The sequence below is a fragment of the Stenotrophomonas sp. BIGb0135 genome (assembly GCF_024810105.1).
GTDB classification, from domain to species: Bacteria; Pseudomonadota; Gammaproteobacteria; order Xanthomonadales; family Xanthomonadaceae; genus Stenotrophomonas; species Stenotrophomonas maltophilia_AB.
On record NZ_JANUDX010000006.1, the window covers coordinates 102,418 to 115,078 of the forward strand.

The window sequence follows — 12,661 nt, forward strand, 5'->3', positions numbered from 1 at the left end:
CAGCTTCGCCACCGCGTTTTCCGCCTGCATCGCGTCGCCGCTCGCGCACGGTGAACGCGCACGCGCCGCGCGGGCCATCCAACGCCCTTGTTGCACCTGGAGCCCCCATGAACCGCAACGACCTCCTGTCCTCCATCCGCACCCTGTCCCTTTCCCACGATGCCGCCGCATTCGCCCGCATCGCCGCCGGCACCCATGCCTCGGACCTGGTCGACGCCCTCGACGCACTCGATACCGATACCTGCCTGGGCGTGTTGATGCTGCTGCCCCCACCCGTACGCGCGGACCTGTTCGCGCACTTCCCGCCCGCCCGGCAGGACCATCTGTTGGCGGCGATGCTGCCCGCGGCGAAAGTACAGGTGTTCGAGCACATGCCGTCCGACGACCGTGCCGACCTGTACAACCGTCTCGGCGAACGTGCCCGGCGGTCGCTGCTGCCGGCGCTGGCCAAGATGGAGCGCGATGACATCCTGGCGATGGCGGCGTATCCGGAAGGCACCGCGGGCGCGGTGGCCACCTCCGATTACGCATGGGTGCGGCCGGAGATGCAGGTAGCCGACGCGATGGCGCACCTGCGCGCCACCGCGCTGGACAAGGAAACGGTCAACATCGTCTTCGTGCTGGACCCTGACAATGCACTGCGCGGCACGGTGTCACTGCGCGACCTGGTGCTGGCCGATGCAGCCACCCCGGTCCGGGCGATCATGCATGCCGATCCGGTCCGCGCCGACGCAGGACTGCCGGATCTGCAGGCGGCCGAGCTGATCCGCCGCTACGACCTGCTCGCGCTGCCGGTGACCCACGCATCCGGGCGCATGCTCGGCATCGTCACCGTCGATGACGCGATGGACATCGAGAAAGCACAGGACGCCACGCAGCTGGCCCGTTTCGGTGGCACGGTGAGTGCCCACGGCAACGACCTGGACGTGCGCACCACCCCGTTGAAGCAGATGTTCCGCGTGCGCGTGTTCTGGCTGGCGATCCTCACCGGTTTCGGCATCCTCACCAGCACCTTCGTCGCCGCGCAGGAAGAACTGCTGTCGCAGGTGATCGTGCTGGCCGCCTTCATCGCGCCGATCGTGGACATGGGCGGCAACACCGGCAGCCAGTCGGCCACGCTGGTGATCCGCAGCATGGCGCTGGGCGAGGTGAAGCCGGGCTGGCGCGACGTGTGGTTCGTGATCCGGCGCGAACTGCCGGTCGCCGCGGCGCTGGGCATCAGCATCGCCGTGCTCGAAGCGATCCTGGCCTGGTTCAGCAAGGGCGTGGGCATGGACGTGCTGCTGGTGGTCGGCTCGAGCATGCTGGTGTGCACCGCCCTCGGCGGCGTCATCGGCGCGCTGCTGCCGTTCGCCGCGCGCCGCATCGGCGCCGACCCGGCCACGCTGTCCTCGCCGATGATCACCTCGGTGATGGACCTGCTCGGGGTGTTCATCTACTTCGGCTTCGCCTACCTGTTCCTTGGCGACCTGCTGCTGGCGGCGTAAGGGGCCGCCGCCGGCCGTTCACTCCACCGGGGGCGGCAGGTGCGGGGCGATCAGCGCGACGGTGCGCTCCAGCGCGCCGCGTCCGTTGCTGACCAGCATGCATCCGGCGCGGGCCATGTCTTCGCGCGCCTGCGGGTCGCGCAACAGGGTCAGCAGGGCATCGCCCACGCCCTGCGCGTCCTCGGCGATCACCACCGCGCCCGCTTCGCGCATGCGCCGGGAGATCTCGGCGAAGTTGTGCAGGTGCGGGCCGGTCACGGCGGCCGTCCCCATCGCGGCCGGCTCCAGCAGATTGTGCCCGCCGATCGGCTGCAGGCTGCCACCGACGAACGCGACCTGCGCGCAACCGTAGAAGGACATCAGCTCGCCCAGCGTATCGATCACGAACACGTCGGTGTCGGCCTGCGGCCACTGCTGCTGGCGACGCGTGGCGACCTTCCAGCCCTGTTCGCGGGCCAGCGCTTCCACCCGCGGGAAACGCTCGGGGTGGCGCGGCGCCCACAGCAGCAACAGGCCGGGCAGCGCCTCGCGCAACCGACGGTGCAGGTCGAGGGTGGCCTGCTCTTCGCCTTCGTGGGTGCTGGCGGCGATCCAGACCGGGCGATCCGAGGGCACCAGGGCATGGAACTGGGCCACGAAGGACTGCACGTTGGGCGCGGCGATGTCGAACTTGAGGTTGCCCAGCGCCTGTACCTGCTCGGGCAGCGCGCCGAGGTGGATGAAGCGCTCGGCATCATCCTGCGACTGCGCGGCCACGCAGGTGACCGTGCGCAGCGCGCGCCCGATCAGGGCGCTCAGCAGCCGGTAGCCGCGCAGCGAGCGCGCCGAAAGGCGGGCGTTGAGGATGTAGACGGGGATGTTGCGGTCACGGCAGCCAAACAGCAGGTTGGGCCACAGCTCGGTCTCCAGGATCAGCGCCAGGCTCGGCTTGAAGTGGCCGAGGAAGCGGCCCACGCTGCCGGGCACGTCATACGGCAGGTAGACGTGGTCCAGCGCATCGCCCCACAGCGCGCGCACGCGCTCCGAACCGGTCGGGGTGATCGTGGTGATGACCCAGCGGATGTCCGGGCGCAGCGTGCGCAGCGCATTCACCAACGGCGCCGCCGCGTTGACCTCGCCCACCGACACCGCGTGCAGCCACACCCGCGGCTGGCCACTGGAATGCGGATAGGAGGCGTAGCGCTCGTCCCAGCGCCGGAAGTACTCGCGCACCCGGAACCCGCGCCAGACCAGGTGGTACACGGTGATCGGCAGCAACAGGTACAGCACGGCCGAGTACAGGCCGCGCAGGATCCATTCGACAGGGCTTTTGCGCATGCGCAGAGGATACGGGAGCGGCGCGGGGAAGGCATCCCGCACTGCCGTGATGGGCCTGCCGGGATGCATCCATTAGAATCCGATCCATGTCAGATAACGCTTCCACCGCCACCCGCCCGTCCCTGCGCAACCCGCGCAACTGGCCGATGTTCGCCGTCATGTTCGCCGCCTTCGGCATCGCCCGCCTGCCCTGGCTGCTGCAGCGCGCACTGGGCCGCGGCGTGGGCACCGTGGCCTACCGACTGGCCGGCAGCCGCCGGCGCGCGGCCGAGGTCAACCTGCGACTGTGTTTCCCGGAAAAGGACGAGGCCTGGCGCCAGCGCCTGCTGCGCGACAGCTTCGACGCGCTGGGCGTGGGCATCTTCGAGTTCGCCCGCGCCTGGTGGGGCAGCATCGACAGCATCCGCCCCCACGTGCAGGTCGAAGGCCTGGAACACCTGCAGCGCATGCAGGCCGAGGGCCGCGGCGTGCTGCTGGTATCGGGCCACTTCATGACCCTGGAGATGTGCGGGCGCCTGCTGTGCGACCACGTGGACCTGTCCGGCATGTACCGCAAGCACCGCAACCCGGTGTACGAGTGGGCGGTGAAGTTCGGCCGGCTGCGCTATGCCAAGGCGATGTACGCCAACGAGGACATCCGCGCCACCGTGCGCCACCTCAAGAAGGGCGGTTTCCTGTGGTATGCGCCGGACCAGGACATGCGCGGCAAGGACACCGTGTTCGTGCCGTTCTTCGGCCACACCGCCGCCACCATCACCGCCACCCACCAGCTGGCGCGGATGACCGGCTGCGCGGTAGTGCCGTATTTCCACCGTCGCGAAGGCGGGAAGTACTTCCTGAAGATCGGTGCGCCGCTGGAGAACTTCCCCAGCGAGAACGTGGAAGCCGATACCGCCCGCGTCAACCAGGCCATCGAAGCCATGGTGCGCGAGGCCCCGGACCAGTACCTGTGGATCCACCGCCGCTTCAAGCGCCAGCCGGGCGGCCGCAGCGATTATTACCGCTAGCCGTAGCGCCATCCCATGGGTGGCTGCACGCGGTGCCGGCAACCCCGCAACCATCCACAGCATGGGTGCAAGGTGGAAATGCCGGCACCCCGTAGAGCCACCCCACGGGTGGCTGCCCCGTAACACCCGACACACCCAGCAACAACCCACCGCGTGGCGCAACGTGCGCATGCCAGCGCCCCGTAGAGCCACCCCATGGGTGGCTGCCCCGTAACACCCGACACACCCAGCAACAACCCACCGCGTGGCGCAACGTGCGCATGCCAGCGCCGCGTAGCGCCACCCCATGGGTGGCTGCCCCGCGATGCCGGCTACCCCGCGCCCACGCACCGCGTGGCGCTACGCGTCGTCCCTGGCCAGCAGACTGCCGGCATACAACGCGGCCAGCAGCAGGGTCAGGCCGCCCCAGAAGGTGGAATAGAACGCCAGGTGGGTGTTGAGCGGGAACACGGTGACCGCCAACGCCAGCATCGCCGGGCGCGCACGCTCGCGCGCCGGCAGCGGGGCGAAGCGCCACGCCCGCCAGGCCTGGGCCACGGCGGCCAGCCACAACAACAGACCGAGCACGCCGGTCTCGGCAAGGATTTCCAGCACGATCTGGTGCGCATGCAGGGCCGGGCCTTCGCCCCACACCTCCTGCGTCCGCGGGGCCGGGTTGCAACCGGGATAGGCATCGCGGAAACCCCGCGCGCCCACGCCGTTGATCGGATGGCCGGCAATCATGCAGCCGGCCGCCTCCCATATCTGCGCGCGCCCGGACAAGGCCTGGTTGACGCCGTCGCCCTCGCCTTCCCAGGCCATCGCGGTGCGCGCCACGCGCTCGCGGACCTGCGCCGAGCCCAGCCCGACCGCGACCGCAGCCACCAGGCCGATCACCACGCAGGCCACGAGGCCGCGCGCGCCCAACAGGCGCCAGCCGGAGAACACCACCACCAACGCATAGGTCAGCCACGCCGCCCGCGAGCCGGCCAGCACCAGCACCACGCCCACGGCGGCAGCCGCCAGCGCCCAGCCCCACACACCGCCACGCCGCGCCGCAGCGAACAGCAGGAACGGTGAGAGACTCGCCAGCACCTGTCCGAACTTGAGATTGCACGGACCAAGCACGCCGCTGAGCCGGTCGGCGGCGGCCACTTCCTGCGCACTGCACAGGCCATGCCCGCTGACCACCCACTTGAGCTGGTCCATCGACCAGAACAACGGGCTGCTGCCGAACACTGCCTGCGCCAACGCATCCAGCGTCCACACCGCCGCGATCAACGCGATGCCCCCCAGGGTCAGCCGGCGTCGCTGCGGGGTGGCGACCGCGATGGCTACCAGCCACATGAAGGGCAGGTAGCGCAGGCCGGCGGCGGTCTTGCGCCACGCCGTGCCAGGGTCGATGGCATCGAATGCGGAAAACGCCTGCGGCAGCCAATAGCCCAGGAACAGGATGCTGGTCAGCGCCCACGCCGGTGCGCTGAGCAGGCGCTGCTTGCCCTGCATGCGCAACTGCACCATGCGCACGGCCGCATACAGCGCACCGAGCACCAGGACGCTCTCGGCGATGCCCGGCAACGGCCACAACGCCACGAAGGCGAGCACCCACCACGGCGCCCAGCGGCCGGCACGCGAGGCCGGAGAGCCGGGCGCCAGGGCCGGTTCAACCGGCGAGAGAGGTGTAGAGCTGGAGCGTGTCACGCTGCATCGCCTGCAAGGTGAAGGGGATCCGCGGCGGCAGGCTGGGCGGGTGCTGCAGCAGGTGCTGCGCACGCGCCAGCAATGCCGCATCGTCGTGCAAGGCTACCGCACCGGACGGCTGCAGTTGGGCCAGCAGCTCACCCACGCCGCCGTGGTCCCAGGCCAGTACCGGGCGGCCCACTGACAGCGCTTCAAGCACGGTGCGGCCAAAGGCTTCGGCCTTGTCCGACAGCTGCAGCACCAGCTCGCTGGCCGCATAGGCCTGGGCGATGCGCGAGGTGGGCGCGGTCATCAGCACGGCATCGGCCACGCCGAGCGCCCGCGCCTGCGCCTCCAGCTCGGCCACATAGGTCTCGCGCCCGGGCTCGCGGGTGCCGGGCATCCACAGCTTGGCCGGCACGCCCGCCGCGTGCAGGCCGGCGAGCAGTTGCAGCGCATGCCGATGGCCCTTCAACCGGGTGCCGCGCCCGGGCAGCAGCAACAGCGGCGCATCGGTGCCCAGCAGCGGGTGCTGCGCGGCCACGGCCAGGCGCGCACGCCGGTCGTTGCGCGCCACCCGCGGGAACTGCGCCACGTCCACGCCACGCGGGATCACCTGCAGGCGCTCGGCCGGCACGCCCGGATAGTGGCGCTGGACGAAGTCGCGCACGCTGTTGGATACGCAGATGACGCGCTCGCCGCTGGTCATCACCGCGCTGTAGCGGCCCGGCGAGTTCAGCCCGTGCACGGTGGTGACCCAATGCGGGCGCTGCGCCGGCGGCAGGTTGCGCACCGCGTACAGGCCCAGCCAGGCCGGCAGCCGCGAACGCGCGTGCACGATGTCCGCGCCGACCTCGGCAAACAGGTTGCGCAGGCTGCGCACATGGCGAAGGGTCAGCAGCGACTTGCGGCCGATGTCCAGCGTAAGGTGCTCGCCGCCGCTGGCCAGCAACGGCTGGACCAGGCGCCCACCGGCGGACACGACAATGGCCCGGTGGCCGGCGGCAACCAGGGCGGAGGCGATTTCAAGGGTGGAGCGTTCGACCCCGCCGGAGTGCAGCGCCGGCAGCAGCTGCACCACGGTCAGTCGGCGCACGGAGACGACCGTGGCTCAGTCGGCCAGCACGAACACAGCGCCGCAGTACGGGCACTTGGCCTCGCCGTTGGGCTCGTCTTCGATCGGCAGGTACACGCGCGGGTGCGAGTTCCACAGCGCCATTTCCGGAGTCGGGCAGCTCAGCGGCAGGTCGGCGCGATGCACGGTGTAGCGCTTCTCGGCGTTGGCGGGCGCAGTGGCGGTATGGCTCATGGCGTGGACACACAAAGGAATTGCGAAGGGAATGATTCTAGCATCCGGCGCCGGTGCATCACCGCTGGCAATAGAGGCGGCCTGCCAACGCTGGCGCGGGTCCCGCACCACAGCACCGTTCTTTTTAAATCGATCCAAAGATGCTGTCAACCGGGCCGGGATCCGACGGATTTTCCGGGTTTGGATCGAACTAAATGGCACTTGCCAGCGTCACCATGCCTGTTGCAGCATCGGTGCGGTTCGATTCCTGTCCCGATCGCATGGCCCGTCCCCCGCCGGACCTGCATCGCCCTCCTGTCCGCCGCCTGGCGGCCGGGGTGATGCTGTCTGCCGTGGTCGCCGATGCGGGCTCTGCCTGCCGCCTGCCCTTCCCGGGAGTTTCCTGCATGTCCCTGACCGCTCCGCGCCCCGCCCGCCCCGCCCTGCTGCCGCTCGCCCTCGCCATGGCCTGCGCCTCGCTCGCCCTGCCCGCGTTCGGCCAGGGCCTGCAGACCTCCTTCGAGCCAGGCGAGCCGGCCCCCGCCGTCGGCGAGCAGTCGCTGCAGGTGGCGATCGGCAACGGCCCACGCGCGCCGTATGCGGCCAAGGCCGGGGTCGGCTACAGCGGCCTGCGCGCGCTGCACTACGCCAGTCCGGGCGGCACCCTGCAGCGCCGCCTGTTCGACACGGACGTGGCGATCGAGGCCGACACCACGCTGAGCTGGCTGGTCCTGCCGGAGATCGTCGGCAACGATACGGTTGCCTCCACGTATGTCTCGCTGGACCTGGTACTGGACGACGGCAGCCGGGTCTCGGCCAGCGCCGCGCGCGACCAGCATGGGGTCGCGCTGGGCGCGCCCGCGCAGGGCGAATCGAAGACGCTGTACCCGCAGCAGTGGGCGCGCAAGGCGGTACGCCTGGGCGAGGTCGCGGCGCTGCGCGGGCGCCGCGTGGTGGGCGTCGACCTGCAGGTGGCCAGCGCCGCCGGTGCGCCGGTCGCGGGCTGGATCGACGATGTCCGCCTCGATGCACAGCCGCGCAGTGCGCCGCAGCGCCCCTCGGACTGGGTATTGACCACGCGCGGCAGCCAGGCCAACGGCACCTTCTCGCGCGGCAACAATTTCCCGGCCACGGCGGTCCCGCACGGGTTCAACTTCTGGACGCCGGTCACCGACGCCGGCGCGCTCAACTGGCTGTATCGCTGGAACGAACAGAACGATGCGCGCAACCGGCCGCAGCTGCAGGCGCTGGCGCTCAGCCACCAGCCCAGCCCGTGGATGGGCGATCGCCAGACGTTCCAGGTGATGCCCTCCAGCAGTCGCGGCGTGCCCGAGGCCGACCGCGCCAAGCGCGCACTGTCCTTCTCGCACGACAACGAAGTGGCCCGCCCCTACCGCTATGACGTGCGCTTCGACAACGGCATCGCCGCGGCGATCGCGCCGACCGACCACGCCGCGCTGTTCCACTTCACCTTCCCGGACAAGGGCGACGCCAACCTGCTGTTCGACAACGTCGATGCGCGTGGCGGGCTCACCTTGGATGCGGCCACGCAGACCCTGTCCGGCTATACCGATACGCGCAGCGGCCTGTCCAATGGCGCCACGCGCATGTACGTGGTGGCCAGCTTCGACAGGCCCTGGCGCAGCAGCGGCACCATCGACACCGGCCGCCCGACCGGCTACATCAAGTTCGATGCCGGCAGCGATCGCCAGGTCAGCATGCGCATCGCCACCTCGCTGATCTCCCTCGATCAGGCGCGCCACAACCTGGCGCTGGAACTGGCCAGCGATGACACCCTGGCGCGCGTGGCCGCGCGTGCCCAGGATGCCTGGGATGCGCGCCTGGCGCCGTTCGACATCGGCGATGCCAGCGACGACCAGAAAACCACGCTGTATTCCAGCCTGTACCGGCTGTACCTGTACCCCAACGCCGGGCATGAAAACGCCGGCACCGCCGCCGCGCCGGACTGGCGCTATGCCAGCCAGGCCAGCGCGGCGGACGACAACACCGATGGCAGCGCCACCCGCAGCTTCGCGCCGATCCGCGATGGCAAGGTCTACGTCAACAACGGCTTCTGGGACACCTTCCGCACCACCTGGCCGGCCTATGCGCTGTTCACCAAGCACGACGCCGGCGCGCTGGTGCAGGGTTTCCTGGAGCAGTACCGCGCCGGTGGCTGGGTCGCGCGCTGGTCCTCGCCGGGCTATGCCGACCTGATGGTGGGCACCAGCTCGGATGTAGCCTTCGCCGATGCGTGGCTGAAGGGCATCGGCGGCTTCGACCCGGAAGAGGCGTATGCGGCCGCGCTGAAAAACGCGACCGTGGTGCCGCCGGACCGGCATGTCGGGCGCAAGGGGATGGATCGCTCCACCTTCCGCGGCTACGCCAGCGCGGACGTGCACGAGGGCATGTCGTGGACGATGGAAGGGGCGCTCAACGACTTCGGCATCGCCAACATGGCGCAGGCGCTGGCCAAGCGCGCGACCAGCGCCGCCGCGCGCGAGCGCTACACCACCGAGGCCAACTACTTCAGCCACCGCGCCGGCACCTACGCCACGCTGTTCGATCCGGCGGCCGGTTTCTTCCAGGGCCGCACCGCCGACGGCCAGTGGCGCCTGGCGGCCAAGGACTACGACCCGCGCGTGTGGGGCCATGACTACACCGAGTCCAACGGCTGGACCTTCGCCTTCACTGCCGCGCACGACGGCGAAGGCCTGGCCGGGCTGTACGGCGGTCGCGCGCAGTTGGCCGCCAAGCTGGACGAATTCTTCGCCACCCCGGAAACCGCCGACCCGGCGTTTGCCGGCTCCTACGGCGGCACCATCCACGAGATGACCGAAGCGCGCGACGTGCGCATGGGCATGTATGCGCATAGCAACCAGCCGGCGCACCACATCCCCTGGATGTACCTGTACGCCGGGCAGCCGTGGAAGACCCAGCAGCACGTGCGCGAGATCCTGGCGCGGCTGTACGTGGGCAGCGAGATCGGCCAGGGTTACCCCGGCGATGAGGACAACGGCGAAACCTCGGCCTGGTACGTACTGGCCTCGCTGGGCCTGTACCCGTTGCGTATGGGCTCGCCGGAATACGCGATCGGCTCGCCGGCCTTCCGCCACGCCCGGGTGGCACTGCAGGGCGGCGCGGTGCTGACGGTCAACGCGGCCAACAACTCGCGCGAGAACGTCTACGTGCAGTCGCTGAAGATCAACGGCAAACCGTGGACCAAAACCTGGGTGCCGCACGAGGTGATCGCCAAGGGCGCCACCCTGGACTTCGTGATGGGGCCCAAGCCCTCCACCTGGGGTAGCGGCCCGGATGATGCCCCACGCTCGCTCACCGCGCGCGGCCAGCGCCCTGCCCTGCTGCATGATCTGCTGGGCAGCGGTGCGCGTGCGCAGGGTGCCGATGGGCGGTCGCTGCAGGCGCTGGTGGATGACGATGCCGGCACCGTGGTGCCGCTGGGTGCCAGCGCGGTGTCGTTCACCGGCGTCAGCGAGGGCGTGCCATCGATGTACACGCTGACCAGCGGCAACGCCCCGATCCGGGGCGGCGAGTGGACGCTGGAAGCACGCCGCAGCGGTGGACGCTGGATCACGCTGGACCAGCGCCGTGGCGAGGACTTCGCCTGGGCACAGCAGACCCGCCCGTTCGGCATCACCGCCCCGGGCCGGTACGCCGAGTACCGGTTGCGCATCGCCGGGCCTGGGCGGCTGCAGCTGGCCGAGGTGGAATTGCTGGCACCGGTCGGGGAGCGTTGAGCATGGTCGCGATGGCGTTCTGCAGGCGGGTAGCGGATGCGGTCATGGGGAGCCGGCCAGCGGCCGGTACTACCGGGATGATGATGCTGGCGTTGCTGGCGTTCGATGCAACGGCGTTCGAGGGCAACCAGCAACGCGAGGGGGTGACGTTGACCTACCGCGACCCGGCTGATGCGCTGGATGCGACGATGCGTGCGCGGATCATCGGGACGTTCTTCACGGCGTATCTGCGCGAACGTGCCGATTTCCATCCGGGCGCACCGGCGCAGGCGCACATCGTGATCGACCCGGCGTACGACGGCGTCGCCTTTGTCGGCGAAGGCGACGGGGCAACCACGATCACCATCAACCCGGGGTGGTTGGCCAAACATCCCGACGACGTGGACCTGGTCACCCACGAAGCGATGCACATCGTGCAGGGCTACCCCGAATACGCCAACGAGCGCGTGCCCGGCTGGCTGGTGGAAGGCATCGCCGACTACGCGCGCGACCGCTATGGGCGGGAAAATGCCGCGGCGGGCTGGGCACTGCCGACGGTAGTGAAGCCGGGGCAGCATTTCGATACCGGCTACCGGGTGACCGGGGCGTTCCTGAAGTGGAGCGAGGCGCGCAACCCGGGGCTGGTGAAGGCGCTGGACGCGGCGTTGCGCGAGGGTCGGTATACGCCGGCACTGTGGGACCAGCGCACCGGGCTGGCGTTGCCGGCGCTGTGGGCGGCGTACGTGCAGTCACGTTGACGCGGCGGGTGCCCACCAGGAATGGGCGGGCGCGCGGCGATCAAGAGTATGGCGGAGCCGACCACGGCCGGTATGGCCGGCACGACCGGGATCGCGGACGCTCGGTCAGCGCGCGCCGACCAGGCCGGCGTACAGCGCGAACAACTGTTGGAAATAGCGTTTGGTCGATCGACTGCGCATGGGATCGCTCCGGGCTGGCCATTGGGGGGTCTGGTCGGGCCCAGGGCGGCGGGAGCCGGTGGCCCTCCGCCGCGGCCGGGCCGCGTGGGGGTATTGGGCCTTGCCGAGATTGCAGGCTGGTGACCGGTGGGCTACCGGCGTATTGATCGGCCAGGCCGCCGACGGCATGTTGATCGGTGATGTGACCGTTGGCATGTCGATCGGTGACATCACCATCGGCGCATTGAGCGGCGATCCGACCATCGGCATTTTGATCCGCGACGTGACAATCCGGGTATCGATCCGCGACACGCGCATCGGCATTTCGATCGGCGTATCGCGAAACCCAGGGCGTGGTTTGGCGGCGACATAACCATCGAAACATCGATCGGCGACGTAACAATCCCCGTAGATCCACGCCATGCGTGGATACCGCGCGCAGCGCGGCGCATGTGTTCGGGCTGGCGGCATTGACGCGTGCCGGGTTCTGGCCGGCGTTGAAACCAGACCGGAGCCGCATCGCGGCGTGCCTATTGTCATCGCGAAATGCATCCACGCATGGCGTGGATCTACGGGACACCGCGAACGCGTTTCCATCCACATATCGCGAAACCCGGGGCGTGGTTTGGCGGCGACATAACCATCGGCACAACGATCAGCGACGTAACAATCCCGTAGATCCACGCCATGCGTGGATGCCGCGCGCAGCGCGGCGAATGTGTCCGGGCTGGCGGCATCGATGCGTGCCGGGTTCTGGCCGGCGTTGAGACCACACCGAAGCCGCGTCGCGGCGTGCCTGTTGTCACCGCGAAATGCATCCACGCATGGCGTGGATCTACGTGGCACCAAGAACGCCGTCAGGCAGTGACGTGACAATCGGCGTAGATCCACGCCATGCGTGGATGCCGCGCGCAGCGCGGCGCATGTGTCCGGGCTGGCGGCATTGACGCGTGCCGGGTTCTGGCCGGCGTTCAAGCCATACCGAAGCCGCATCGCGGCGTGCCTGTTGTCACCGCGAAATGCATCCACGCATGGCGTGGATCTACGTGGCACCGCGAACGCGTTTCGATCGGCGTAACGCGAAGCCTGGGGGCGCGGTTTGGCGGCGACATAACCATCGGCACAACGACCGGCGACGTAACAATCGCCGTAGATCCACGCCATGCGTGGATGCCGCGCGCAGCGCGGCGCATGTGTCCGGGCTGGCGGCATCGATGCGTGCCGGGTTCTGGCCGGCGTTGAGACCACA

9 protein-coding genes are annotated in these 12,661 nt (G+C 69.6%); 4 read left to right on the top strand and 5 right to left on the bottom strand.

The features are described 5' to 3' along the window. The first annotated feature begins 107 nt into the window (after positions 1-107). The gene (gene mgtE / locus M2421_RS13675) at positions 108-1,487 is read left to right on the top strand and encodes a magnesium transporter (RefSeq protein WP_259207595.1); all 1,380 of its coding nucleotides are present in this window, start codon (positions 108-110) and stop codon (positions 1,485-1,487) included. 18 nt (positions 1,488-1,505) lie between these two features. Here mgtE and waaA read toward each other — a convergent pair whose 3' ends face one another. Beyond that, on the bottom strand, positions 1,506-2,804 hold the full coding sequence (waaA, locus tag M2421_RS13680; RefSeq protein WP_259207596.1) for a lipid IV(A) 3-deoxy-D-manno-octulosonic acid transferase: 1,299 nt from the start codon (positions 2,802-2,804) through the stop codon (positions 1,506-1,508). 86 nt (positions 2,805-2,890) lie between these two features. Here waaA and M2421_RS13685 point away from each other — a divergent pair, with 86 nt between their 5' ends. Next, on the top strand, positions 2,891-3,811 hold the full coding sequence (locus M2421_RS13685) for an LpxL/LpxP family Kdo(2)-lipid IV(A) lauroyl/palmitoleoyl acyltransferase (RefSeq protein ID WP_259207597.1): 921 nt from the start codon (positions 2,891-2,893) through the stop codon (positions 3,809-3,811). Between the two features lie 339 nt (positions 3,812-4,150). Here M2421_RS13685 and M2421_RS13690 read toward each other — a convergent pair whose 3' ends face one another. Genes M2421_RS13690 through M2421_RS13700 form a run of 3 tightly spaced genes read right to left on the bottom strand, consistent with a single transcriptional unit; the run spans position 4,151 to position 6,779 of the window. After that, on the bottom strand, positions 4,151-5,446 hold the full coding sequence (locus tag M2421_RS13690) for an O-antigen ligase family protein (RefSeq protein ID WP_259207811.1): 1,296 nt from the start codon (positions 5,444-5,446) through the stop codon (positions 4,151-4,153). A 7-nt stretch (positions 5,447-5,453) separates the two neighbouring features. Continuing rightward, on the bottom strand, positions 5,454-6,566 hold the full coding sequence (locus M2421_RS13695; protein WP_259207600.1) for a glycosyltransferase: 1,113 nt from the start codon (positions 6,564-6,566) through the stop codon (positions 5,454-5,456). A 15-nt stretch (positions 6,567-6,581) separates the two neighbouring features. Further along, a complete protein-coding gene (locus M2421_RS13700) occupies positions 6,582-6,779 on the bottom strand; it encodes a zinc-finger domain-containing protein (protein ID WP_128097818.1) in 198 nt (65 codons plus the stop codon). A gap of 386 nt (positions 6,780-7,165) precedes the next feature. Between M2421_RS13700 and M2421_RS13705 the strand changes: the two genes are divergently transcribed. Then, positions 7,166-10,516: a GH92 family glycosyl hydrolase gene (locus tag M2421_RS13705; RefSeq protein WP_259207606.1), complete on the top strand. Its 3,351-nt coding sequence runs from the start codon at positions 7,166-7,168 to the stop codon at positions 10,514-10,516. Between the two features lie 77 nt (positions 10,517-10,593). Further along, complete coding sequence (locus tag M2421_RS13710; RefSeq protein ID WP_259207812.1) at positions 10,594-11,253, top strand: basic secretory family protein; 660 nt, start codon at positions 10,594-10,596, stop codon at positions 11,251-11,253. A gap of 105 nt (positions 11,254-11,358) precedes the next feature. Here the strand turns inward: M2421_RS13710 and M2421_RS13715 are convergent, their stop codons facing one another. After that, positions 11,359-12,576 carry a hypothetical protein gene (locus M2421_RS13715; RefSeq protein ID WP_259207608.1) on the bottom strand — a complete coding sequence of 406 codons (1,218 nt, stop codon included), beginning with the start codon at positions 12,574-12,576 and terminating at the stop codon, positions 11,359-11,361. Between the last annotated feature and the right edge of the window lie 85 nt (positions 12,577-12,661).

Excerpts from the sequence above, each read along its gene's own strand:
- M2421_RS13700 (WP_128097818.1), bottom strand. The coding sequence starts at position 6,779 with ATGAGCCATACCGCCACTGCGCCCGCCAACGCCGAGAAGCGCTACACC.
- M2421_RS13715 (WP_259207608.1), bottom strand. The coding sequence starts at position 12,576 with ATGGCGTGGATCTACGGCGATTGTTACGTCGCCGGTCGTTGTGCCGAT.
- M2421_RS13705 (WP_259207606.1), top strand. The coding sequence starts at position 7,166 with ATGTCCCTGACCGCTCCGCGCCCCGCCCGCCCCGCCCTGCTGCCGCTC.
- waaA (WP_259207596.1), bottom strand. The coding sequence starts at position 2,804 with ATGCGCAAAAGCCCTGTCGAATGGATCCTGCGCGGCCTGTACTCGGCC.
- M2421_RS13710 (WP_259207812.1), top strand. The coding sequence starts at position 10,594 with ATGATGATGCTGGCGTTGCTGGCGTTCGATGCAACGGCGTTCGAGGGC.
- M2421_RS13685 (WP_259207597.1), top strand. The coding sequence starts at position 2,891 with ATGTCAGATAACGCTTCCACCGCCACCCGCCCGTCCCTGCGCAACCCG.
- mgtE (WP_259207595.1), top strand. The coding sequence starts at position 108 with ATGAACCGCAACGACCTCCTGTCCTCCATCCGCACCCTGTCCCTTTCC.